The following is a 23,616-nucleotide window of genomic DNA, read 5'->3' on the forward strand; positions in this document are numbered from 1 at the left end:
CCATGTCTAAACGATTCATTCCCCTGTTGATACTTGCCATCGGTGTTGCCGGTTTCATCCTGCTCAAGGTTACCCGGCCGGAGCCGGAAACGGTCAGCGCCAGGGAGCGCAGCTGGCTGATCGAGGTGATGGCAGCGGCCCCGGCAACCCACACGCCGGTTTTGCCCCTGTATGGCGAGCTGGTAGCGCCGGAACAGACCACCATCACTGCCCCCCTGGCCGGGCGAATTGGAAGCCGGCCGGTGCGTGAAGGGCAGCGGGTCAAGGCGGGGGATCTGCTGGTGGCGCTGGACAACGCTGACGTTGCACCCCTGCTTGATCAGGCAGAGGCAGATGTCCAGGACCTGAAGGCCCAACTGGCTTCTGAACAGGTACGGTATGCCAATGACCAGGAGGCACTGGAGGGCGAGAAAGACATCCTGGACAACGCCTTGCGACAGTACGAGCGAACGCAGTCGCTGGTTAACCGCGACCTGTCTTCACGGGAAGCGCTGGATGCCGCCTCGGATGCCCTGGCCCGCGCCCGCCTCACAGTCACCGCGCGGCAAAGGGCCGTGGATGAGCATCCATCCCGTGTGCAAAGCCTGGAGGCGAAGCTTGCCCGGGCCCGGGCAGCGCAGGCTTCGGCGCGCCGGGATGCGGAACGAGCCACGGTAACGGCCCCCTTTGATGGCGTCGTGACCGACATCCAGGTGGCTGAGGGCGATCGCATATCACAGAATGCCCGGATGCTTTCGGTCTATCCGGACCGGGGGCTGGAACTCAGGGCCCGGGTGCCGGAGGTTTTCCGTCAGGAGTTGCTGGACGCCCTGGATTCCGGCGAGGAACTGCAGGCGGAAACCGCCGATGGCAGGCACCGTTTCACGCTTTCCGGGTTCTCCGGTACCAGTGATCCGTCGGGTACCGAGGCGATACTGACACTGAATGGTAATGCCGGGGGCCTGCGCCCGGGTGGATTATTGCCGGTAACGCTGGAACGGCCTGCCAGGAATAATGCCATTTCCATTCCCTACAGCGCGCTCTACGGAAGCGACAGTATCTACCGTATGACCGATGATTCCCGTATGCAGCGGGTCACGGTGGAACGCCTCGGGGAGGCCCGGGATTCGAATGGTGAACGCCGGGTACTGGTGTCGGCCGAGGAGCTGGAAGCCGGAGACCGGGTGATCACCACACATCTGCCCAACGCCATGACCGGGCTGAAAGTGGAGCTGGCGGATGCCGGGCCGGAGTCGGACGAATGAGGCGTCGCCGTGGTGTCATTGGTTTCTTTGTTCACCACCGGGTGGCCGCCAACCTGGTGATGCTGGTCATGCTGCTCGGGGGAACCCTGGCGCTGACCCGGATGAACATCCAGTTCTTTCCCAACTTTGCCCTGGACATCGTCAGCGTTCGGGTGGTCTGGAGCGGTGCTTCCGCGGAGGATATCGAGCAGGGCATTACCAACCCGCTGGAGCAGCGCCTGCGCAGTGTCCAGGGGTTGAAGAAGATGACATCAACCTCTGCCCAGGGGGTCTCGTCCATCACCCTGGAGTTCACCGAGAACACCAATCCCATCCAGGCCCTGGATGACGTGCGCCAGCAGGTGGATGAGTTTACCAACCTGCCAGCAGAAGCGGAGGAACCCGAGGTCACCCGGTTCGAGCGCTACGAACCCGTTGGCCGGTTGCTGGTCTACGGCGACATGGATCGCACGGAACTGCGCCAGCTGGCCTACCGGTTTGAGGATGAGCTGCTGGCAGGGGGCATTGACCGGGTTTCCATTCGCGGGTTGCCGGAGCAGCAGATCAGCATTGATGTGCCGGTGGAACGCCTGGAAGCGCTCGGTCTGTCGCTGGACCAGATTGCCGACCGGGTCGGGGCGATATCCCGCGACCTGCCGGCCGGGATGATGGGGCAACAGGATGCCACCCGGGAATTGAGATCCGTGGAACAGCGCCGCAGCCCCCAGGCCTTCGAGACCATTCCGGTGCTCAGTGACGGGCGAACCCGCCTGGACCTGGGTGATATCGCCATCATCCGCCAGGAAGCACGGGAAAGTCAGGTTAACCTGACCCGGGATGGCCACCCCGCCGTGGAGCTTCAGCTGCAACGGGCGGAGGATGGCAACTCCCTGGAAGCGGCCGGCATTCTCGAAGACTGGCTGGCGGATACCCGGCCGGTACTGCCCCCGTCGGTTGAACTGGAAGTCTATGACGAAACCTGGCAACTGCTGGACGACCGCATTTCCCTGTTGATCAAGAACGGCATGGGCGGCCTGGTCCTGGTGATTATCCTGCTTTACCTGTTCCTGCCGGGCCGGGTTGCCCTGTGGGTGGCCATTGGCATACCGACTGCTTTTCTTGCGGCGCTGGCCGTGCTCTGGGGCATCGGCGGTTCCATCAACATGATTTCCCTGTTCGCGCTGATCATGGCGCTGGGGGTGATTGTCGACGATGCCATTGTGGTGGGGGAGGACGCCGATGCCCATGCCCGCATGGGGGAGGAGTCCATCTATGCCTCGGAGGGCGCCGCCAAACGGATGGTGTGGCCGGTTCTGGCGTCGTCCCTGACCACGGTGGCAGCGTTCATGCCCCTGCTGGTGGTGGGTGGCGTGATCGGCAACATCCTGGGGGACATTCCCCTGGTGATGATCTGTGTGCTGATTGCCTCTTTGCTGGAGTGTTTTATCGTGCTGCCGGCCCACCTGCGCCATGCCTTCACCCCCGGCAAACGCAAGTCGTCCGGTCCCGGCCCCGTGGAACGCCTGCGCAAACGATTTGAAACCGGCTTTGACCGCTTCCGCGAAGGCCCCTTCCGGAGGGCCTCCCGTTATACCCTGCAGCATCGCGGCATGACCCTGGCGTCGGCCGTGGCGCTGGCTCTGGTGACAGTTGGGCTGCTGGTCGGTGGCCGGCTGGGGTTCAACTTCTTCCCAACGCCGGAGCCGTCAGTGCTCTATGCCAATGCCAGTTTCGTGGCCGGCACCAACCGGGAAACCGTGGACGACTTTGTTGCCGAAATGCAGCAGACACTGAACGAAACCGAGGAGGCGCTGGGGGGTGACCTGATTCTGCACGCCGTTGCCAACCATGGCACCACCCAGGGTGCCGAGGGCACCACACGAACCGGGGACGAACTGGGCTCCATCATGGTGGAACTGGTACCCTCGGACCGCCGCGACATCCGCAATCCGGAATTCATCACGTCCTGGCGGGATCGCCTGGACCGTCCCGCCGGCCTGGATAACCTGACCATCTCCGAGCGACAGTCCGGCCCGCCGGGCAAGGATGTGAACGTGCGGCTGACCGGTGAGAATGCCGTTGACCTGAAACGGGCGGCGGAGTCCCTCAACGAGTCGCTGCGTACCCTGCCGGGCGTACTGGATACCGAAGACGACATGCCCTGGGGGCGGGAGCAACTGATCTACCAGGTCAGCCCCTATGGAGAGGCCCTGGGGCTGACCACCAGCGACCTTGGCAACCAGCTACGGGCGGCCTTTGACGGGCGGATTGCCCAGATCTACCAGGATGGCCGGGACGAAGTAGAAGTGCGCGTGCAGCTACCCCGGGAGCAGCGGGAAAGCATGGCAACCCTGTCGCAGTTGACGGTGCGGGTGCCCGACGGGCGTTTTGTCCCCCTGGCCCAGGTCATGAACCTGGACCATCGCCAGGGTTTCCAGGCGCTTCGGCATGCCGAGGGGGACCTGGCGGTTGAAGTAACGGCGTCCCTGAATACCCGCATCAGCACCGCCGACCAGATCATTGCCAGCCTCGAGGAAGAGGTGCTGCCATCACTGGCCAGCCAGTACAACCTGCGATACAGCTTTGAAGGGCGTGCCGCGGACCAGCGGGAAACCATGGACGACATGAAAACCGGCCTGGTTATCGGCCTGGGCCTGATGTATGTGGTGCTGGCCTGGGTGTTCGCGTCCTGGAGCATGCCGGTGATTGTCATGGCCATTATTCCCTTTGCGCTGGTGGGGGCGCTGATCGGCCACTGGCTGATGGGGCTGCAACTGACCATTCTCTCGCTGTTCGGGCTGTTTGGTCTCTCCGGCATCGTGGTCAATAACGCCATCATCCTCGTCGCTTTCTATAACCAGCAGCGCAAGAAAGGCCTGGGGATTACCGATGCCCTGAACGAGGCGGCGGTTCAGCGGGTGCGGGCGGTGCTGCTCACCTCCCTGACCACCATCGGGGGCCTGCTTCCGCTGCTGTTCGAGACCTCGCTGCAGGCCCAGTTCCTGATTCCCATGGCCACGTCCATCGCGTTCGGCCTGGGGCTGTCGACATTGCTGGTGCTGGCGGTGATTCCGGCGTTGCTGTCGTACCTTGAGCAGTTCCGGGAATGGCGGGCCCGCCGCCGGGGTGAGGATCCCGAAGCCACTATTCCGCGGAGTGTGTAATGCCCGGTTGCGTGCTGGCGATTGAAGGATTGGGTAAAAGCTTCATCAGCGGTGGTCAGAACGTGCCGGTGCTGGCCGGCTTGTCCCTTGCGGTCAATGAAGGCGAATCCCTGGCGGTAATGGGGCGGTCGGGCTCGGGCAAGAGCACGCTGCTGAACTTGTTGTGCGGTCTGGAGACTCCGGATACGGGACGGATCACCATCGTGGGTGAGTCGTTCGACCACCATGGCAAGTCCGGTCCCGACGACCGCTGGGGGGAGCTGCGGCGGCGCTCCATCGGCGTGGTGTTCCAGGAAGCGAACCTGATGCCCGCCCTGTCATTGCTGGAGAATGTGCGGCTGCGGGCTTACCTGGCCGACCAGCCTGCCGGTGGTGAGCGACAATGGCTGGAGCGTCTGGGCGTGGGGGCAGAGGCCGACCGCTATCCGGATCAGGTCTCCGGTGGCCAGGCCCAGCGTGCCGCCCTGGCCATGGTCTTCGCCATGGCACCGGCGCTGATACTGGCGGACGAGCCCACAGGCAGCCTCGACCGCCACACCGCCGATGAAGTGGCCGATTGCCTGTTTGCCATGCAGCGGGACAATGGCTGCGCGCTGGTGCTGGCCACCCACGATGCCGAACTGGCGGGCCGCTGCGACCACCTGCTCGACCTGACGCAACCCGGATAGCCGTGATGCTGGTCCGCGCGTTCATCAGCCACTATCGCCGGCACCCGTTCCAGCTTCTGGCGCTGGCCCTGATGATCACACTGGCCACCATGCTCTGGACCGGCGTGACCGTGCTCACCGACCAGGCCCGCAACAGCCTGTTCCAGAGCGAGGAAGCTGTTGCCGCACGGGTTCAGGTGGTGCGCACCGATGGCCAGCCGGTCACGGTGGATGACTTTGCCTGGCTGCGCATGGCCGGTGTCTGCGTTGCGCCCTGGCTGGAAGTCCAGCGGCCACCTCCCGAGGGGCGGGTGATCGGAATCGACCCCCTGGCCCTGGGCTGCTTCGGTGAGTCGGCCCCCGGTGGCGAAGCCGGTGACCTGGACGGCGAACCGTTTATGGATATCAGCGAAGCCGCGATGCTTTCGGCCAAAGGAGCCGACAGCCAGCTTTACCTGCTGGCAGGGACTGACGACGAAAGCTTGCCGGAAACCTACGCCCTGAAGGACTTTTCACTGTCGCCGCCGACCGGCGAGCTCGCGGACAGCTTCCTGCTGAACCTGGATGCCCTCAGCCTGCTGGTATTGCTGATTACCGGTCTGCTGGTGCGCAGTGTGCACCGGCTCGGGCTGGCCCAGCGCCGGGACAGCCTGGCGCTGTTGCACCGCTTCGGGGTGCCACGACGGCGGGTACGGCAGTTGCTGGTGCTGGAACTGATGGCGTTGACTGCCCTGTGCGTGCTGCCAGGCCTCTGGCTGGGGGCGCAACTGGCCGGGGTGCTGGGCGGTGGGTTTGGCCAGGCGCTGGACAACCTGTTTGATGTGGCACTTTACGCCGGCTCTGATGAGTCACTCCCTTGGCGGGCAGCCGGAGTCATGGTGCTGCTGGTACTGGCGGTATGCCTGCTGGACTGGGTGCTGCCACGTCGCTGGCAGAATGCCGCCAGCTCCGGACGCGGTCTCCGGGTGGCAGGCCTTGTTCTGCTCGCCGGGCTGACCGGCGTGGTGCTGGCCCCGGGGCTGGGATGGGTGTTTGCGGGAACTGCCCTGGTGTTCGCCGGAGCTGGCTGGCTGACGCCGGCCTTGCTGGCAATGATGGCCCAGAGGCTGTCCGGGAGCGCCAGTGATACCGGGGTTAGCCCATTGCTCGGCTGGCGGCGCCGGGAACTGGCGGTTATGTTCCGGCAACTGGCACTACCGGTGGTGGCCCTGCAGTTTGCCGTGGCCACCGTGCTGGCGGTTCAGGCGCTGGTGACAACCTTTGAGAATACCTTTGACGACTGGCTGGCCCAGCGCCTTGAAGCGGAATTCTATGTGGAAGTGCCCGTCGGAGCCGATGCAGAACTGGGGGCAGCGCAGTTGCGGGAGCTTGAAGGCATCGGGCCATGGCATCGGGTGACCCGGGGCGAAGCGAGTATCAGCCCTGCCGACAACGACGGAAAAGGTGCCGTTACGCCTGTGGACCTGTTCGCCCTGGGGCCTGTCGGCGAACTGGTCGCGGACTGGACGCTTCTGGAAAGCTCCGCCCGGCCGTGGCAGCAACTGGCGCAGGGTGGAGTGATGATCAACGAACAGCTGGCCCGTCGCCAAAACCTGGAGGTGGGCGACACGCTTGATGTAACCATTGCAGATACCGACATCCGTGTTCCGGTTGTGGCCGTTTACGCGGATTACGGCCGGCCCGCCGGTGAAGTGCTCATCCACCGGGCACAGTTGCCGGAAGCATTCAGCGCCGGCTTCGAAAGCTTTTCCGTCAATCCAGGGGAGCGGACCATGGCAGAGATCAGCGACCGGCTGGCGGATGTGTGGGATACCAGTAATCTGACTGTCCGGGACAATGCCAGCATTCGCGCCCTGGCGTCCCGGGTGTTCGGTCAGACCTTCCTGCTCACCCGCGCCATCAGCCTGCTGACCCTGGTGCTGGCGGCCGTCGCACTGCTGATCATGGGCTGGGTCTTCTTCACCACCCGGGCGTGGTATTTCCAGCTCCTGGCGGTCTGGGGGCTGCCGGCAACGATGCTCCGGCGCCAGCTTCAACGGCTGGCGGTGACGCTGACCCTGTCGGTGACAGCCGCCGCACTGCCACTGGGTATCTGGCTGACCTGGGTGCTGGTCAGCCGCATCAATCCCCTGGCGTTTGGCTGGTCGCTGCCCATGGCGGTCTATCCCATGTTCTGGCTGGAGCTGGGGCTGGTGGCCGCTGGCATCGGCCTGGTCATCGCCCGGCTGATGCGCCGGCAACTGGAAGGGCCGACACCGCTGCCGCCTGCCAGCCGGATGACGGGAGCGGAACGATGATCGCCCGTCGGCTTATGCCCTTGCTGTTGCTGGCCCTTGCGACCGGCTGTTCCGAGCCTGACTCCCAAGCCGGCTTTGCCGGCCTGGCCGAGCAGGCAGGCGAGGCGGATGAATCCGGCTTTCTGCAACCGGAGCCCGGTGATGAGCTGGTTTTTCCGGATGACTGGGGGCCCCATCCGCAACACCGCATCGAATGGTGGTACCTCACCGCGAATCTGGAAACCGCTGACGGCGAACCCCTGGGCCTGCAATGGACCCAGTTTCGCCAGGCTCTGAAACCCCGGTCTGCCGATGCACAGCCGCCTGACGCCGAAACCTGGCCCCTGGACGCGGCCTGGATGGCCCATGGGGCGGTGTCGTTTGCGGGTGACCACTGGTTTGAGGAGAAACTGGCCCGGGGCGATGTGGGCCATGCCGGCGCTACCGCAGAACCGTTACAGGTGTGGCTGGACGACTGGCGCCTGGAAGCCGTGCAGGGCGAGGATCACTGGCGTCTGCAGGTCAACGGTGATGGCTGGAGCTATGACCTGCGCCTTGGCAATACCGGCCGCCCGGTCGCCCACGGCGACGAGGGTTTCAGCGCCAAGTCTGCCAGCGGCGAAGGGTCCATGTATTTCAGCCTGGTGGACCTTGAGATTGATGGCACGGTGACGCTGGATGGCGAATCCATGGAGGTATCCGGCAGGGGCTGGTTCGACCGGGAGTGGAGCAGCCAGTTTCTGAAAGCCGGACAGCAGGGCTGGGACTGGTTTGCCCTGCATCTGGGAGGCGGCCAGAAACTGATGGCATTCCGATTGCGTGAGGACGACGGTGCCTTTGTCTCGGGCAGCTGGATAAGCGCTGAGGGCGAGGTGATATCTCTGGGTGTTGATAATCTGACAATCACTCCGGAGACCTGGCAGGAAACGGTAGAAGGAAGGGTGCCTGTCCGTTGGCGGCTGCAGATCCCGGAACGGCAGGTGGATGTGACGATTGCGGCACCAGAGGGCAACTACTGGAATACCGGGCTTTACCCCTACTGGGAAAGCCCGGTGTCGGTTTCCGGTTCCCACGAAGGTGTGGGCTATATGGAGTTGACCGGCTACAGCGACTAGGCGGCTCAGCGAATCACTGGTGGCTGAAGGCCCTCGACCAGTTCCTGAATGCCCTGGTGCCATTGCTGACGGAGCTGATGGAAATAGTCGTTATGCTCGTCCACCCGGTCGATAAAGCAGGGCTTGAGTTGATCGTTACGGTAGATGGCCACATCCAGTGGCATGCCCACGGACAGGTTGCTTTTCATGGTGGAGTCGAAGGAGATCAGCGCGCACTGGTAGGCCCGCTCCAGGGAAGACCGATAGTTCACCACCCGGTCCAGAATCGGCTTGCCGTACTTGGATTCGCCAATCTGGAAATAGGGCGTTTCCTCGGTGGCTTCGATGAAATTGCCTTCCGGGTAGATATTGAACAGCCGTGCTTCTTCGCCCTGAATCTGGCCGCCAAGAATCAGTGAGCAGCTGAAATCCACATGATTGACCTTGCCCTCGGGATTGTCCCGGCGAATGACCTCGCGGATGGTCTTGCCCACGATTTCAGCGGTCTCGAACATGGAGGTGGTGGAAAACACGTTGGGCTCCTCGGTGCCGCCACGCTTTTCCAGCAGGCTGATCACACTCTGGCTGGTGGCAAGGTTGCCGGCAGACAATATCACCAGCTCCCGCTCCCCGGGCTTCTCAAAGACATGCATCTTGCGGAAGGTGGAGATCTGGTCAAAGCCCGCATTGGTGCGGGAGTCGGACGCGAATACCAGGCCATCGGCCAGTCGCATCGCCACACAATAGGTCATGGGGGGCTACCCTCGGGTCGTCGGAATCCGCCCAGTGTAATCCTTTCTGCAAAGAAAGCATGGGTTGGAGTGTCGATTTTTGAAAGCTTTTTGTTACTGGTTTTCTCCTGCCATGGTGACCCATGCCCGGGTGTGCAGGCTCTCCATACCACCACCACTGCGGATGCCGCGCACGGGTGCGGCGTCGCGGTAATCCAGCCCCGTTGCCAGTTTGATGTGGCTCTCGGCCACGTTGAGCAGGTTGACCACATCGAAAGTATGCCAGTTGCGGCCCAACCAGGCTTCCGCCCAGGCGTGGGTGGCCAGGTGGTGTTCGCTGTGGGTGTGGATGTAGCCGCTGACGTAACGCACCGGAACGCCGATGTGGCGGCAGCAGGAAATGAAGATATGGGTATGGTCCTGGCACACGCCGGCTTTCTGCCTGAAGGCTTCCGCTGCCGTATGGGTGACCGTGGTGACCCCGGGCATGAACTCGATATGTTCCAGAATGCGGTTCATCATTCGTACCAGGCTGCGCTTGTTGGCCGAGAACTGGCTGGCAAAAGCCTTGATGGCCTTATCCGCTTCAGTCAGCGGGGTGTGGCGTAGGAACACCTCCGGCGGAAAAGGCGAGTCGTCTTTTGTCAGTGGCTTGCCGGTCAGGTCGACCACACCCTCCGCCCGCAGGGTGATCTCTGTGACAGTCTTTTCCATGGTCATGACGGTCACCAGATTGCCGAAACCGTCGGTCATCTGGCTGGTTTCGCCGGGCGTGCTCACTCGCCATTCCTGGATTTTCTGCTGTGGCGTATTGCGGGGTGTGAGGCGCAGGTACTGGATGCTGTTTTGCATCGGCGCGTCGTAAGTGTAGGTTGTGTCATGGCGGATATTCAGTTTCATTGTTACCACCCCATGTAGTCTTTCTGGATCTGGCCGGAGATGCGCTCGATGCGCGCCAGGAAGTCGGTCAGATACTCATGCAGCCCGCGGTCTTCAATGTATTCCCGGTCGCCGAAGCGGATGTTGGCATACAGGCTGGTGGCCAGGCGCCGGGCACGGCGGGCTTCCCCGCTTTCGATCTGCTCCAGCAGGTCGGCGATTTCCTGCAGGCAGGCGTGAAGTGAACGGGGCACATCAGGCTTGAGAATCAACAGTTCGGCCACGTTCATCGGCTCGATATTGTGACCGTAGGTGTGCTGGTAGGCCTCGAAGGCTGCCAGGGAATGCAACAGGGCCGTCCACTCGAAGAAGGACTGGGTGGGGTGGCCTTCCAGGGACTTGGTGGCCATGCGATGGCGAATATCCAGTACCCTTGCGGTGGTATCGGCCCGCTCAATGAAGGTGCCCAGTCGCAGGAAGTGGAATGCGTCATTACGCAGCAATGTGCCATAGGCGGCGCCTCTGAAAACGTGAGAACGCTCCCGGGTCCAGTCGAACACGCGGCTGGCATTGGATTCGGTAACACCCTTGTGGCGCAGTTCCTTGAGCTCCATCCACGCCAGGTTGATGCTTTCCCATACATCCGCCGACAGGTTGCCCCGCACATGCAGGGCGTTGTCCCGGGCGCTGCGGATAACGCTGAATACGCTGGCGGGGTGGCGATCATCCAGCAGCAGGAAGTCGATCAGGTTCTGGGGCGTGATGTCCCCGTACAGTTCATCGAACACTTCCCGGGTGCCGGTAACCAGTAAAGGTACGGAAAGCTGTTCCTCTCGGTCTTCAGGCACGTCGATCAGTGCCATGGTCAGGCTGACATCCAACAGGCGGGCCTGGGTTTCGGCACGCTCCAGGTAACGGGCCATCCAGAACAGACTTGATGCGGCGCGGCTCAGCATTGGTCGTCCTCCAGTACCCAGGTGTCCTTGGTGCCACCGCCCTGGGAGGAATTCACCACCAGGGAGCCTTCTTTCAGGGCCACCCGGGTGAGGCCGCCGGGGACCATCTGCACCTTCTTGCCCGAGAGCACGAAGGGCCTCAGGTCCAGATGCCGGGGCGCAACGCCTTCTTCCACAAAGGTGGGGCAGGTGGACAGGCTCAGGGTGGGCTGGGCAATGTAGTTATCCGGGCGCGCTTTCAGCAGCTTGCGGAAATGGCTGATTTCCTTCTTGGTAGCCTTGGGGCCGATCAGCATGCCGTAGCCACCGGCACCCTGGGTTTCCTTGACCACCAGATCCGGCAGGTTGTCGAGGATGTAGCTCAGGTCCTTGGGTTTGCGGCCCTGCCAGGTGGGTACGTTCTTGAGTATGGGCTCCTCGCCCAGGTAGAAGCGGATCATCTCCGGCACGAAGGGGTAGATGGCCTTGTCGTCGGCAACGCCGGTGCCCATGGCATTGGCCAGCACCACGTTGCCGGTGCGGTAGGCGGCATAGAGCCCCGGAACACCAAGCATGGAGTCGGGATTGCCCGCCAGTGGATCGAGGAAGTCGTCGTCGATCCGCCGGTAGATCACATCCACCTGCTGGGGACCAATGGTAGTCTTCATGTAGACCTTGTTGTTGCGAATGAACAGGTCCGCCCCCTCCACCAGTTCGATGCCCATCTGGCGCGCCAGGAAGGCGTGCTCGAAATAGGCACTGTTGAATCGGCCGGGGGTGAGTACCACCACCGTGGGGTTGGATCTCAGGGAGGCGGCGCGGAGGGTTTCTCCCAGCAGCGCCGGGTAATGCTCCACCGGGGCAACGGGCGCCTGGGCGAACAACTCGGGGAACAGGCGCATCATCATGCGGCGGTTCTCCAGCATGTAGGATACGCCGCTGGGGCAGCGGAGGTTGTCCTCCAGCACGTAGAAGTCGCCGTCGTTGTGGCGGATCAGATCGATACCGGCAATGTGGGAATACAGGTTGCGAGGCAGTTTCAGGTTCTGCATGCCGGGCTGATACTGGGGGTTGGCAAACACCTGCTCGGCGCTGATGACCCCCGCGCGGATGATGTCAAAGTCGTGGTAGATGTCGAACAGGAAGCGGTTCAGTGCCTGTACACGCTGTCGCAGGCCGGCCTGAAGCCGTTGCCAGTCGGAGGCAGAGATGACCCTTGGAATCAGGTCAAAAGGGATCAGGCGTTCTGCTCCCTGGTCCTCTCCATACACATTGAAGGTGATGCCCAGACGCTGGAAAAGCACGTCCGCTTCCCGGCGCTTTTCCGCAAGCAGGTCTTCGTCTGACTTGATCAGCCAGTCTTCCAGCATGCGGCAGCTGGGTCTTACCCGGTTATTTTCGTCGAACAGTTCGTCGTAAATACCCTCGGGCGGGGTTTGAATCAGCATAACCATAAACCTCTCCTGAACACGCCCTCCACCGGATGTGGAAAGTCGATATCCAGCCGTTCCCATTTCAAAAGGAACAGCAAAAGGCAGGCCACCCTGGCAGCAAGCGTCGTATTTCTCGTCAGGGCTCAGGGCGGGTTATTTAAGAAAAGGCCAGCGCGGTGAAAGTGTCAATAAAAACCAGTGCCAGCCGCCAACTGCGTGCACCACAACAGAGCCGGCATATTCATGAAAGCTGCACGCCAAGCAAGGAGTGTTTTGTTTTGATGCAAAAATACGAAGGGTTATGGATTAGACAGAGCTCGAGCCCCTGAAAGTAAGACAGAAAAGGCCGGCCAGGCGAGGTTTGTGCATTTTTGCGGTGCGTTATTGGGGGTGTTGCACCGTTTTGGCTGATTGTTCTTGGAAATGTTCTTTCCACGCGGCGTACCGCAACAGGTCTGATTCCACCATTGCCAGGCAGGCAGCGACGACACCGGCGTCGTCCAGAAAGCCGATACCGATCAGTATGTCCGGGATGAGGTCCAGAGGGTTCAGAACGTAGATCAGCGCCCCGGCAATGGCAGCGATGCTTTTCCAGGGCACGTTGCGATAATTGCCCTGCCAGTAGTCCCGGAGCATGGAAAACATCAGGCGGATGTCAGTGCCGAAACGACGCAGTTTGCCGCTGTTCTTCACCTTTTCCTCAATGGCTTTCTGGCGGCCAAGCAGATTGCCCAGGTCGTCGCTTTGGACTTTGCTGGCTTCGTTGTTTAGCTGTTCGTTGGCCTTGCGGTCACTGAAAATTGCCATCGGCTGTCACCTTTACAGGATAACTTTCACACGCCATGATCCAACAAGCCCGGGTCAAAGCCAAGGGGTTTGCAGGGCGATTGGGGGACATGGTTATATTGTAATCATGGCCGATTTCGTCAAGCACAATACCACGCCGTTTCCTGATGCCCTCCTGCGGGAAGCTGAAGGCCTTGCTTTGCTGGCGGATACCCTCGGGGATGCCGGCGTCACCGCAGTGCGGGTGCCCCAGGTGCGCTCGGTGTCGAAGCAGGCGCTGGTTATCCCCAGAATCAGCCCCGGCAGGGCCACTGAGGAATCCATGGCGCAGCTGGGAGATGGCTTGGCCCGGATGCATGCGGTGCGCCAGAAGCACTACGGGCTTGAAACGGACAACCTGATTGGCCTGTCCCGGCAAACGAACGGGGTCAGCGATGATTGGGGTGACTTTTTCCTGCGGAAGCGCCTGGAGGTTCAGGTTGCCATGATCCGGGACCGGTCAGTGCGCGGGGAGTTTGAAGCCGTACTGGAGTGCCGGGGTGAGGCGCTCACAGACTTTCTGAACGAGCATTGCGCGTTCCCCAGCCTGCTTCACGGCGACCTCTGGTCCGGCAATGCGCTGTTCGATGAACAGGGTCCGTGGCTGATTGATCCGGCGGTGTATTACGGTGATCGGGAAGCGGATATCGCCATGACAGAGTTGTTCGGCGGGTTTTCACAGGCGTTCTACCAGGCCTATGACCGTGCTCTGCCGAGAACGCCGGCTTACGACACCAAGCGTGATATCTACAACCTCTACCACACCCTGAATCACTTCAACCTGTTCGGGGCTTCCTACCTCGGCGCATGCCGGCGAAATCTGGAAACCATAAGGCAGTTGTAACCTACTGGCGTTTGTACTGGGTGGGGCAATAACCTCTGGAAACGCCAGGCGGGCGCAGTGCCCTGTGCTTGGTCCTGCGCCCGCTGACACGTTTGCGCCAGAGCCGGAAGCTGCCGGGTTTCAGCTCCCGCCGCATAAGCGTGATCACGTCCTTTTCCTGCAGCCCATACAAGCTCTCGATGGCTTCAAACGGCGTACGGTCTTCCCAGGCCATTTCGATGATCCGGGAAAGATCGGATTCACTGAAGCTCACCATCTGGCTTTGTCCCACATTTCCGGGTTGGCCCAGTTGTCGGGATTGTTCCAGGCGCGCTTGTGGTTATAGCTATCGATATTGTAGGTGTAAAGCGTGAGAGGATTGTCGCCATCCCCCAATTCCGCCTGGCGTCGAAAACCCAGCCCGATAAAGTCGGTGAAAGCCCACTCGGGGTTGCCTGACACCACCACCGCTATCTGATGGGTGCCATAGTTGCGAAGCTGTCCCAGCAGCACCTCACCCTGTTCATGGCTCAGGTGTTCCAGTGTGTCAGTCACCAGCGCCAGATCCTGGGTCCGGGAGAGCGGGAAGGCTTCGTTCGGGCGGTTGCTGTCCAGCGTTGTCATTGCTGATTCGCCATGATGGTGACACCAGTGACGGCCCACCTGGCCGGCCGCTTCACCACAAACCACCAGGGTTTTCGGTTGGCAGGTATCGACGATCCGGGCCAGGGCCTGTCGGGTAGAGGTCATGATTCGGCATATCCGTTTGGGGTTAAAAGTGCAGTATCACACCGGCCAGTCGGCCGCATCAACCAGATGCAGGCCCACCGGTTGGCTGGAGTGGCCCTGCCAGCGCCGCACGAACTCGCCGTCCGGATCGAACTGTCGCGCCTGCTTTTCCAGGTTGAAGTGTCGCGGCCCCTTGGGGTCGGCGCCGACGCCGGCCAGGTACTGCCAGTTGCCGTAGTTGCTGGCAACATCGTAGTCCACCAGTTGTTCTTCAAACCAGGCAGCGCCGTAGCGCCAGTCCAGTTCCAATTCATTAACCAGGCAACTGGCGACAATCTGGCGGCTGCGGTTGCTGATATAGCCGGTCTCCCGCAACTGATTCATGGCGGCATTCACAAGCGGGTACTCGGTGCTGCCGGCGCACCAGGCCTTGAAACGATGGGGGTAGAAGGAAACCGACCGTTTTTTCTGCCGCACGCCGTCCCGGCGAAACAGTTTTGAGCCATGCTTGTTGGCGTACCAGTAAAAGTACTCCCGCCACAACAACTCGAACCAGAGCCAGTAGGTGGACTCGTTTTTTACGTGCTGGCTTTCATACCGGGCAATGGTCTCGGCCACTTCACGGGCGGACAGGGACCCATTGGCCAGCCAGGGCGAGAGACGGGAGGAACCCTCGGGTTCATCCAGCTCGTTGCGGGTGTCAATATAGGTGTCGATGCTGTGATCAACGAACAGAAACTGGTTGAGTCGTTCCAGTCCTGCGGATTCGCCTCCGGTGAATCCCACGGGATGACGGGGCTCCGCAATGGCCGGGCAGTCACCACGATTGTCTTCAGGAAAACCCGGGGCTGGCGGAAGGGCCGTCAGGGTGCGAATGCGCAGTTGTTCTGACCGGCTGTCGTCGGCTTTCTCAACCAGTTTGCGGAACTGGGAAAAGGTGTCGGGAAGTTCTGCCAGTTTCATCGGCAGCGAGCCTTCAGTAAACAGGCTCAGGGTCTCGAATTGCTGGCATATCGTTTTCGGAAGCTTGTCCTTGATCGCCTGCCACTGGCCGGCTTCCCGGGTTCCGGGCAGGCGGGAACGAATGACCCGTCCTATCTGATGGTCATGCACCAGTTCGGGGATAACATCTTCGGGCTCACCATAGGCAATATGCAGTCTCTGCCCGAGCGCTCTGAGGCTTCGTTCCAGAGTCATGAGGCTTTGCCACAGAAAACGCCAGCGATGCTCACCCATGGTCTTGCATTGGAAGGGGCCGGGCGCAAACCATTTTGGATTCACCACATACACGCACAGCAGCATGTCTGACCGGGAGGCGGCCAGCAAAGCGGCATTGTCGTGGAGCCGGAGATCGCGGGTAAACCAGTAGAGGGTTTGCACAGTCTTGTTTCCTGTCAAAAGTTAACGCTCTAGTTTCTTGATACGACCGTTAGTCAGAATAGTTTTCGCGAAGATCCGTGCCATTAAACGAAAGCACCGCTGATCGTGTCGACCAGCGGTGCTTCGGTGGGTTCACGGCATCGTGAAAAGCTTACAGCTCCTGCGCTGTCGGACGCAGAATGATTTCGTTGATGTCGACGTCGGACGGCTGTTCAATGGCATAGACAATGGCACGAGCCACGGCGTCTGAATCAATCGCCACCTTGTACAGTTCGTCCGCTGCCTGCTTGGCGTCCGGGTCCGTGATGGTGTTGGTGAGCTCGGTAGCCACCGCCCCCGGGGAGATGTTGGTGCTGCGGATCTCATCACCGGCCTCCATACGTAAGCCCTCTGAAAGCGCTTTTACGGCGTATTTGGTTGCGCAATACACCGCTGCGCCCGGGAACAGTTTGTGGCCAGCGACGGATGACAGGTTGATCACGTGACCGCTGTGCTGTTCGCGCATGGTGGGCAGCACAGCCGCGATGCCGTACATGACGCCTTTGATATTGACGTCCACCATCTGGTCCCATTCGTCGACTTTCAGTGCATCCAGCGGTGCCAGAGGCATCAGGCCGGCGTTGTTGATCAGCACATCAATCCGGCCGAAGGTGTCTTTCGCCAGGGCTGCCAGGGCTTCTACCTGTTTGCGGTCGGTGACGTCCGTGGTCTTCCATACCACTTCGGCACCCCTGGATTTCAGGTCTTCCGTCAGGGCTTTCAGGCGGTCCTCGCGGCGGGCCGCCAGTACGAGCCGGGCGCCCCTGTCTGCCAGGCGGCGTGCGGTGGCCTCGCCGAGACCACTGCTGGCGCCGGTGATAATGACCACTTTCTGGTTGATTGCGTCGTCTGTGTTGCTCATAGACATACTCCTGATTGGTTCCATTTTTTGAACTAGGCGCTGGTTTCAGGCTCAAGCTCTTTCAGCGTTGGGTAATCGGTGTAGCCACGTTCGTCGCCACCGTAAAAGGTGCTGTCGTCCCACTTGTTCAGTTCTGCATGCTGGCGGAAGCGCTCCGGCAGGTCCGGATTGGCGATGAACGGGCGACCGAAGGTCACCAGGTCACAACGGCCGCGGCTGATGCGTTTGCGGGCTTCCTCTGCGGTGTAGGCGCCGTTGGCAATGTAGGTGCCTTTGAAACCGGCCTGAATGGCGTCGATAACCTCTTCCGGGCGGCCATCGGCGTGGTTGCCCTGGAAGGAATCCTCCACCACTTCGACGTAGGCGATGCCAAGGTCGTTGAGTTTCCTGGCGAATTCGCCAAAGGTTTCAACCGGATTCTCGTCGACCATGGCGTTGAAGCTTCCGGTCGGGCTGATGCGGACGCCAACCCGGTCCTTGCCCCAGACATCAATCACCGCTTCCATCACCATCAGTGGCAGGCGCATGCGGTTTTCAAGGGAACCACCGAAGTCGTCGGTGCGGTGGTTGCTGCCGCTCTTGAGGAACTGGTCCAGCAGATAACCGTTGGCAGCGTGGACTTCGACGCCGTCGAATCCGGCCTCTTTGGCATTCCGGGCGCCCCGGCGGAACTGCTCTACGATGTCTTCCATCTCGCTGGCCTCCAGAGCCCGCGGCTCCGGAATATCCACCATGCCAGAGTCAGCGCTGATGAAGGTTTTTGCTCCTTCCGGTTTGATGGCAGAGGGCGCTACGGGCTTCTGGCCATCGGGCTGAAGTTCGGTGTGGGAGATGCGGCCAACATGCCAGAGTTGCATATGGATGCGTCCACCGGCCATGTGTACCGCGCTTGTGATCTTGCGCCAGCCTTCAATCTGCTCCGGGGAATGAATGCCGGGGGTAAAGGCGTAGCCCTTACCCTGCGGCGATACCTGGGTGGCCTCACTGATGATCAGGCCAGCCCCGGCACGCTGCTGGTAATAGGTTACGTTCATATCATTGGGCACATCGCCGGGCTGTGCGGAGCGGGCACGGGTCAGTGGCGACATGAGTACCCGGTTGGGCAAGGTCAGTGGGCCGAGTTCGTAAGGTTGAAACAGTGCATCATCTGGGTTGTTCATCAGTCATTTCCTCTGGAGTTAACAGGTTTTAATTAGACCAGTCTACTAATCACGAGTTTAAAAAAAATTCAGTGGATGCCGAGGCACTGGGAGAAGAAAACCCGGACAAAACGTTCCATGGGTTCGGTGGACTTGAGTACCTTGGCGCGCAGAATGGCGCCTTCCCAGCCTGACAGCAGGAAGCTGGCCACATCAGAGGGCACAACCGTCCGGTCAATCTCACCGGCTTCCTGGCCCTGGGCGATGCAACGCTCGAAACGCTTCTCCCAGCCGGAAAACACATTGTTGAGTCGCGTTCTGAAGGTTTCGTTCTGCCCGGACAGTTCCTGACCGAGATTGCCGATCAGGCAACCGCTGGTGTATTCACAGCTGGTGATACTTTCGAAGCCGGTGTCGAAATAGGCATACAGCCGGTCGACACACGAGCGCGTGGGATCTGTGAGAATCCGTTCGAGCTTGGCATCGTACTCTCTCGCGAAGCTATCAATCACGGCAAGGCCAAAATCGTTCTTGCTGCTAAAGTAATGGTAGAACGAGCCCTTGGGTACGCCTGCAGCGGTCAGAACCGCGTTGATGCCGGTGGCACCAAAGCCTTTCTGGCCGATGAGTTCGGCGCCGGTCTGAATGATATGGTCGCGTGTGTCTTTTGATGGCATGGTTGTTATATTAGACCGGTCGTCTACAATGCGTCAAACACGTGAAACCCGAGATGCTTTCAAATCCCGACAACATTTCAAGGAGTCTGCCAGTGATCAAATCCCGAGCTGCGGTGGCATTTGCCCCCAATAAACCGCTGGAAATTGTGGAAGTAGATGTTGCCCCACCCCAGAAAGGGGAAGTGCTGGTGCGCATCGTTGCCACTGGCGTATGCCATACCGATGCCTACACCCTTTCAGGTGCTGACTCTGAAGGCAACTTCCCGGCCATCCTGGGCCATGAGGGCGGTGGCATTGTTGAAGCCGTCGGCGAAGGCGTGACGTCCGTGGAAGTCGGCGACCACGTGATCCCTCTCTACACAGCCGAGTGTGGCAAGTGCAAGTTCTGCACGTCCGGCAAGACCAACCTGTGCAGTTCCGTTCGTGAAACCCAGGGCAAGGGTGTGATGCCGGACGGCACCTCCCGGTTTTCCTACAAGGGCGAACCCATCTATCACTACATGGGCTGCTCGACCTTCTCCGAGTACACCGTGCTGCCGGAGGTGTCCCTGGCCAAGATCCCCAAGGAAGCGCCGCTGGACAAAGTGTGCCTGCTGGGTTGTGGCGTTACCACCGGCATTGGTGCGGTACTGAACACCGCCAAGGTGGAAGAGGGCGCAACGGTGGCCATCTTCGGCCTCGGCGGAATCGGCCTGGCCGCCATCATCGGCGCCACCATGGCCAAGGCCAGCCGCATTATTGCCATCGACATCAACCCCGGCAAGTTCGATATCGCAAAACAGCTGGGCGCTACCGACGTGATGAATCCCAAGGACTACGACAAGCCAATCCAGGAAGTCATCATTGAAATGACCGACGGCGGCGTGGACTACTCCTTCGAGTGCATCGGCAACGTGGACGTGATGCGTTCAGCCCTGGAGTGCTGCCACAAGGGCTGGGGCGAATCCATCATCATCGGCGTTGCCGGCGCCGGCGAGGAAATTCGCACCCGCCCATTCCAGCTGGTCACCGGCCGGGTCTGGAAGGGGTCTGCCTTCGGCGGCGTTAAAGGCCGCACGGAACTGCCAGGCTACGTGGAAAAAGCCAAGACGGGGGACATTCCGCTGGATGTGTTCATTACCCACAACATGCCCCTTGAAGACATCAATGAGGCGTTTGAGTTGATGCATGAGGGTAAGAGTATCCGGACGGTTATTCATTTCTGATGTGGCACATGGCCCTGTATCAGTGATCCAGGGCCCGGGAGAAGTTGATGACTGCCGATAACCCTTTCCGATTCCGCTTCCGCGTCCGCTACAGCGAATGCGACGCCCAGAGTGTGGTGTTCAACGCCCGCTACGCCGACTATGTGGATATTGCCGTCAATGAGTACATCCGCGCCCTGTTCGGGGACTACCAGAACCTGCTGGATGAGGATCTTGACATCCAGGTGGTCAGCCTGACGATGAACTATCGCGCGCCGGCGCGTTTTGATGATGTGCTGGAAGCCAGAATAAAGGCAGGGCGGATTGGCAACACCTCGTTCACCGTGCACCTGGAGTTCTATCGTTATGGCGACGAGGCCCTGGTTGCCGAGGCGGACATTACCTATGTGCTGATTCAGCCGTCAAAGATGGCAAAAACGCCTGTTCCGAATACTATTCGGGAAAAACTGGAGGTGGGAGCACCCGGCGTGCTGATCAGCCACGCCGGGGAATAACGGCTGGTTCGGTTCAGTCCTCCTGAAGGGCCTGTACCACGGCCTTGGCGGTGCCTTCGGAGGAGGCCGGGTTCTGGCCGGTGATCAGTTTGCCGTCCACCACGATATGGGGCCCCCAATCGTCCCCTTTCGTGTAGGTAGCCGTGTTTTCCTTGAGCATGTCTTCCAGCAGGAAGGGCACAATGCCGCTCAGACCTACGGCTTCTTCTTCACTGTTGCTGAAGCCGGTCACCTTGCGGCCACCTACGATATTCTGCCCCGGTTTCACTTCCACATTCTTGAATACGGCCGGTGCATGGCAGACGGCACCGATAACCTTGTCCTGCTCGTAGGCGGTCTTGATCAGCGAGATACTTTTCTCGTTGTTGACCAGATCCCAGAGCGGGCCGTGACCACCGGGGTAGAAAATGGCGTCGTACTCGGTCATATCCACGTCGCCCAGCTTCTTGGTGCTGGCCAGTGACTCCTTGGCGTGGGCGTCCTGCTGGAACCGGCGGGTGGTTTCTGTCAGGGCGTCTTCGGCTTCGCTGTTCGGGTCTACCGGGGGCTGACCGCCTTTCGGGGAGGCGATGGTAATGTCGGCGCCGGCATCCCGGAAAACATAATAGGGCGCAGTGAATTCTTCCAGCCAGAACCCGGTCTTGTGACCGGTGTCTCCCATCTGGTCGTGTGAAGTAAGAACCATCAGTACTTTCATTGAGGCTGTCCTTCCTGGTTTTTAAATGAATGGGTGACCAACTGCTCTACAGGTAATCTGTTGTGACGGCCACGCGGTAAATCAACCACTTTATGCGAATCATCTACGCCAACCCACTCACGGCAGATTTGTGGATTCTGCTTACTGTTTATGAACTACACTTTCAGGGATCATGCCGCAAAGGCTGAACCCGGGTTCCGGTTCCAGGCCTCGATAATCATCTCATGGAAGGTTAGCCCCCCAGTGCGTCTTATTGTTGTCTGTTTCTCAGCGATACTGTTTCTGGCCTTTGCTGCCTCTGCAGAGGAGCGTCGCTCGGTCACTGTGGGTATTAACCATGCTCCACCATACAGGGTGACCACCGATGAAGGCCCTGCAGGTCTCTACGTGGACATATTTGACGAGATAGCCCGGCGCATAAATTGGGATATTCGCTATGTGGAAGCTCCGTTTCGCCGGATATTGCTCATGATGGAGGAGGGCACGGTCGACGTGATGCTTGGCCCCCTGAAAACCGAGGAGCGGGAGCGGGTCATGGCGTTTGTGGCGCCGGTGTTCCCGCCAGAGCGTAAACTGTTTTTCTACTACCGTGACGAAAACCGGATCGAAGAATACGAGGACCTGTACGGCAAGACAATTGGTGTTCTGGAGGGTGCCAGTTACTTCGAGGAATTTGATGCTGACGACAAGCTCGACAAAGAGCCGATTGCGCGATATGAAAACCTGATGCGAATGCTGGAAAAGGATCGCGTTGACGTGGTGGTTGCACCGGAACTGGTGGGTAAACATACCGTGAACCAGTTGGGCTCAGAAGTATCCATTTCACCCTATCAGATTCCTGGCGAGCATTCCTACATTGCGATTTCAAGAACATCACCGATGTTTTCCCACCAGGACGAGATTAACCAGGCTTTTGAACAGATTCGTCAGGAAGGCACGTATGAAAAGCTGGTAAGGGGCTATCAGGATCACGCTGAACGATGACACCGGATGAGAATGACCTGTGGTTCCTCCCGCTGGGAGGCACCGGCGAAATCGGGATGAACCTGAATCTTTATGGCCATGACGGCCGCTGGCTGATGGTGGATTGCGGCGTTACCTTCCCCAGGCCCGGCAGGATCGCTGCCGACGGTACGGTACACCACCGGGGTGAGCCGCCGGTACAGATGGCCGATCCTGCCTTTATCGCCGATCGTCGCGATCAGTTGGCAGGGCTGATCATCACCCACGCCCATGAAGATCACATTGGTGCCGTGCCCTACCTCTGGCCATTGCTGCAATGCCCGATCTATACCAGCCGTTTCACCGCCGAAATCCTGCGCAGAAAGCTCGCGGAATTCGATCTGCTGCATCGTGTCCCCATTCATGTTGTAAACGTGGGTGATCGCAGGGCGATCGGGTCCTTCGAGGTGGAATGGCTGGCCCTGACCCACTCCATTCCCGACCCCAATGCCCTGATGATCCGCACTTCGGCGGGGAATATCTTCCACAGCGGGGACTGGAAGCTGGATGACCACCCGCTGGTCGGCCACGGCTATTCCAGAAACACCTTTACCGATCTGGCAAAAGAGGGCGTGGATGCCATGGTGTGCGACTCCACCAATGCCACCGTGGAAGGCCACTCAACCTCGGAATCGGCGCTCTACAATGGCCTGCTGGAAGCCATCAAACCGGCAACCGGCCGGGTGGTTGTCACCTGCTTTGGCAGCAATATCGCCCGCCTGCATACCCTGGCCATGGTCGCCCGGGCAACCGGCCGCTATATGGGCCTGATTGGCCGTTCGCTCATCAATATGAGCAATGCCGCCAAGGCGTCCGGGCTCTGGGATACCGCCGATTCGCTGATCAATGCCTCCCATTTTGGCTATCTGCCACGCGAGGAGATGCTGGCCGTGGCCACGGGCAGCCAGGGCGAACCACGCACTGCCTTGCGCAGACTCGCCGCCGGTAATCATCCGGATTTTGAACTGGAGGCCGGGGATCGGGTAATCTTCAGCGCCCGCGCCATTCCGGGCAATGAAGAGGCGATCGAGGCACTGATCGCCAGGCTGCGAGCCATGGGTGTGTCGGTGATTACTGCCGAGGATGCCAATTTACCGATTCATGCTTCAGGTCATCCCGCTCAGGAAGAATTGGAGTTAATGTATCAGTGGGTAAGGCCTGCCATTGCCATTCCGGTCCATGGCGAGGCGACACATATGGAAACTCACGCCGGGATTGCGAAGGCAAATGGAGTGCCCAGGGCCATGGTGGGCCGAAATGGTGACCTGTTCATGATCCGTCCGGTGCCGGGGATTCGTCGCCAGATTACGGAAACCGGGCGCCTGGGGTGGGAGAAACAGGCGCTTGTCAGAGTCGAGTAAA

The 23,616-nt window shown here is 60.3% G+C and carries 22 protein-coding genes; 10 read left to right on the forward strand and 12 right to left on the reverse strand.

Annotation, left to right across the window (positions count from 1 at the left end):
• The first annotated feature begins 2 nt into the window (after window positions 1–2).
• From HLUCCO03_RS06720 to HLUCCO03_RS06740, 5 genes are read left to right on the forward strand one after another with little or no spacing between them, the layout of a single operon-like run.
• The gene (locus HLUCCO03_RS06720; protein ID WP_027830518.1) at window positions 3–1,244 is read left to right on the forward strand and encodes an HlyD family efflux transporter periplasmic adaptor subunit; all 1,242 of its coding nucleotides are present in this window, start codon (window positions 3–5) and stop codon (window positions 1,242–1,244) included.
• Entirely contained in the window at window positions 1,241–4,387 is a 3,147-nt protein-coding gene (locus tag HLUCCO03_RS06725) for an efflux RND transporter permease subunit (RefSeq protein WP_036197167.1), read from the forward strand. Before HLUCCO03_RS06720 ends, HLUCCO03_RS06725 begins: the two co-directional genes overlap by 4 nt.
• Window positions 4,387–5,055 (forward strand): ABC transporter ATP-binding protein, encoded by a 669-nt coding sequence (locus HLUCCO03_RS06730; RefSeq protein WP_027830519.1) that lies wholly within the window; start codon window positions 4,387–4,389, stop codon window positions 5,053–5,055. Before HLUCCO03_RS06725 ends, HLUCCO03_RS06730 begins: the two co-directional genes overlap by 1 nt.
• A 5-nt stretch (window positions 5,056–5,060) precedes the next feature.
• The gene (locus HLUCCO03_RS06735; RefSeq protein WP_027830520.1) at window positions 5,061–7,331 is read left to right on the forward strand and encodes an ABC transporter permease; all 2,271 of its coding nucleotides are present in this window, start codon (window positions 5,061–5,063) and stop codon (window positions 7,329–7,331) included.
• Complete coding sequence (locus HLUCCO03_RS06740) at window positions 7,328–8,425, forward strand: lipocalin-like domain-containing protein (RefSeq protein ID WP_027830521.1); 1,098 nt, start codon at window positions 7,328–7,330, stop codon at window positions 8,423–8,425. The genes HLUCCO03_RS06735 and HLUCCO03_RS06740 overlap by 4 nt, the downstream gene beginning before the upstream one ends.
• Before the next feature lie 5 nt (window positions 8,426–8,430).
• On the opposite strand, the gene HLUCCO03_RS06745 is transcribed toward HLUCCO03_RS06740, so the two are convergent.
• The 5 genes from HLUCCO03_RS06745 to HLUCCO03_RS06765 form a co-directional block, all read right to left on the reverse strand.
• Window positions 8,431–9,156, reverse strand: coding sequence for a proteasome-type protease (locus HLUCCO03_RS06745; RefSeq protein WP_027830522.1), 726 nt, complete (start codon window positions 9,154–9,156; stop codon window positions 8,431–8,433).
• 93 nt (window positions 9,157–9,249) lie between these two features.
• Window positions 9,250–10,035 carry a transglutaminase family protein gene (locus HLUCCO03_RS06750; RefSeq protein ID WP_027830523.1) on the reverse strand — a complete coding sequence of 262 codons (786 nt, stop codon included), beginning with the start codon at window positions 10,033–10,035 and terminating at the stop codon, window positions 9,250–9,252.
• Window positions 10,036–10,037: 2 nt separating this feature from the next.
• Window positions 10,038–10,970 carry an alpha-E domain-containing protein gene (locus tag HLUCCO03_RS06755; protein WP_027830524.1) on the reverse strand — a complete coding sequence of 311 codons (933 nt, stop codon included), beginning with the start codon at window positions 10,968–10,970 and terminating at the stop codon, window positions 10,038–10,040.
• Complete coding sequence (locus HLUCCO03_RS06760; RefSeq protein ID WP_155939863.1) at window positions 10,964–12,397, reverse strand: circularly permuted type 2 ATP-grasp protein; 1,434 nt, start codon at window positions 12,395–12,397, stop codon at window positions 10,964–10,966. The genes HLUCCO03_RS06755 and HLUCCO03_RS06760 overlap by 7 nt, the downstream gene beginning before the upstream one ends.
• Window positions 12,398–12,763: 366 nt before the next feature.
• Window positions 12,764–13,189, reverse strand: a complete 426-nt coding sequence (locus HLUCCO03_RS06765; RefSeq protein WP_027830526.1) for a YkvA family protein — start codon at window positions 13,187–13,189, stop codon at window positions 12,764–12,766.
• Between the two features lie 106 nt (window positions 13,190–13,295).
• On the opposite strand from HLUCCO03_RS06765, the gene HLUCCO03_RS06770 reads away from it, so the two are divergent.
• On the forward strand, window positions 13,296–14,051 hold the full coding sequence (locus tag HLUCCO03_RS06770) for a fructosamine kinase family protein (protein WP_292016644.1): 756 nt from the start codon (window positions 13,296–13,298) through the stop codon (window positions 14,049–14,051).
• Between the two features lies 1 nt (window position 14,052).
• On the opposite strand, the gene HLUCCO03_RS06775 is transcribed toward HLUCCO03_RS06770, so the two are convergent.
• From HLUCCO03_RS06775 to HLUCCO03_RS06800, 6 genes are all read right to left on the reverse strand, one after another.
• Complete coding sequence (locus HLUCCO03_RS06775; RefSeq protein WP_036197170.1) at window positions 14,053–14,307, reverse strand: TIGR03643 family protein; 255 nt, start codon at window positions 14,305–14,307, stop codon at window positions 14,053–14,055.
• Window positions 14,301–14,780: a DUF6231 family protein gene (locus tag HLUCCO03_RS06780; protein WP_027830529.1), complete on the reverse strand. Its 480-nt coding sequence runs from the start codon at window positions 14,778–14,780 to the stop codon at window positions 14,301–14,303. The genes HLUCCO03_RS06775 and HLUCCO03_RS06780 overlap by 7 nt, the downstream gene beginning before the upstream one ends.
• A gap of 36 nt (window positions 14,781–14,816) precedes the next feature.
• The gene (locus tag HLUCCO03_RS06785; RefSeq protein WP_027830530.1) at window positions 14,817–16,139 is read right to left on the reverse strand and encodes a DASH family cryptochrome; all 1,323 of its coding nucleotides are present in this window, start codon (window positions 16,137–16,139) and stop codon (window positions 14,817–14,819) included.
• 151 nt (window positions 16,140–16,290) lie between these two features.
• A complete protein-coding gene (locus HLUCCO03_RS06790) occupies window positions 16,291–17,040 on the reverse strand; it encodes an SDR family oxidoreductase (protein ID WP_027830531.1) in 750 nt (249 codons plus the stop codon).
• A gap of 32 nt (window positions 17,041–17,072) precedes the next feature.
• Window positions 17,073–18,200 (reverse strand): alkene reductase, encoded by a 1,128-nt coding sequence (locus tag HLUCCO03_RS06795; protein WP_027830532.1) that lies wholly within the window; start codon window positions 18,198–18,200, stop codon window positions 17,073–17,075.
• 68 nt (window positions 18,201–18,268) lie between these two features.
• The gene (locus HLUCCO03_RS06800) at window positions 18,269–18,856 is read right to left on the reverse strand and encodes a TetR/AcrR family transcriptional regulator (protein ID WP_027830533.1); all 588 of its coding nucleotides are present in this window, start codon (window positions 18,854–18,856) and stop codon (window positions 18,269–18,271) included.
• Window positions 18,857–18,948: 92 nt separating this feature from the next.
• On the opposite strand from HLUCCO03_RS06800, the gene HLUCCO03_RS06805 reads away from it, so the two are divergent.
• Together HLUCCO03_RS06805 and HLUCCO03_RS06810 are read left to right on the forward strand one after the other, a co-directional pair.
• Entirely contained in the window at window positions 18,949–20,061 is a 1,113-nt protein-coding gene (locus HLUCCO03_RS06805) for an S-(hydroxymethyl)glutathione dehydrogenase/class III alcohol dehydrogenase (RefSeq protein WP_027830534.1), read from the forward strand.
• 47 nt (window positions 20,062–20,108) lie between these two features.
• Window positions 20,109–20,555: a thioesterase family protein gene (locus HLUCCO03_RS06810; RefSeq protein ID WP_027830535.1), complete on the forward strand. Its 447-nt coding sequence runs from the start codon at window positions 20,109–20,111 to the stop codon at window positions 20,553–20,555.
• 13 nt (window positions 20,556–20,568) lie between these two features.
• On the opposite strand, the gene HLUCCO03_RS06815 is transcribed toward HLUCCO03_RS06810, so the two are convergent.
• Window positions 20,569–21,252 carry a type 1 glutamine amidotransferase domain-containing protein gene (locus HLUCCO03_RS06815; RefSeq protein WP_027830536.1) on the reverse strand — a complete coding sequence of 228 codons (684 nt, stop codon included), beginning with the start codon at window positions 21,250–21,252 and terminating at the stop codon, window positions 20,569–20,571.
• A 243-nt stretch (window positions 21,253–21,495) separates the two neighbouring features.
• On the opposite strand from HLUCCO03_RS06815, the gene HLUCCO03_RS06820 reads away from it, so the two are divergent.
• Both HLUCCO03_RS06820 and HLUCCO03_RS06825 read left to right on the forward strand, forming a co-directional pair.
• Entirely contained in the window at window positions 21,496–22,236 is a 741-nt protein-coding gene (locus HLUCCO03_RS06820; RefSeq protein ID WP_027830537.1) for an ABC transporter substrate-binding protein, read from the forward strand.
• Entirely contained in the window at window positions 22,233–23,615 is a 1,383-nt protein-coding gene (locus tag HLUCCO03_RS06825) for a ribonuclease J (protein ID WP_027830538.1), read from the forward strand. The genes HLUCCO03_RS06820 and HLUCCO03_RS06825 overlap by 4 nt, the downstream gene beginning before the upstream one ends.
• The last annotated feature ends 1 nt before the right edge of the window (window position 23,616 follow it).

The sequence above is a fragment of the Marinobacter sp. HL-58 genome (genome assembly GCF_001314605.1).
Lineage (GTDB): Bacteria > Pseudomonadota > Gammaproteobacteria > Pseudomonadales > Oleiphilaceae > Marinobacter.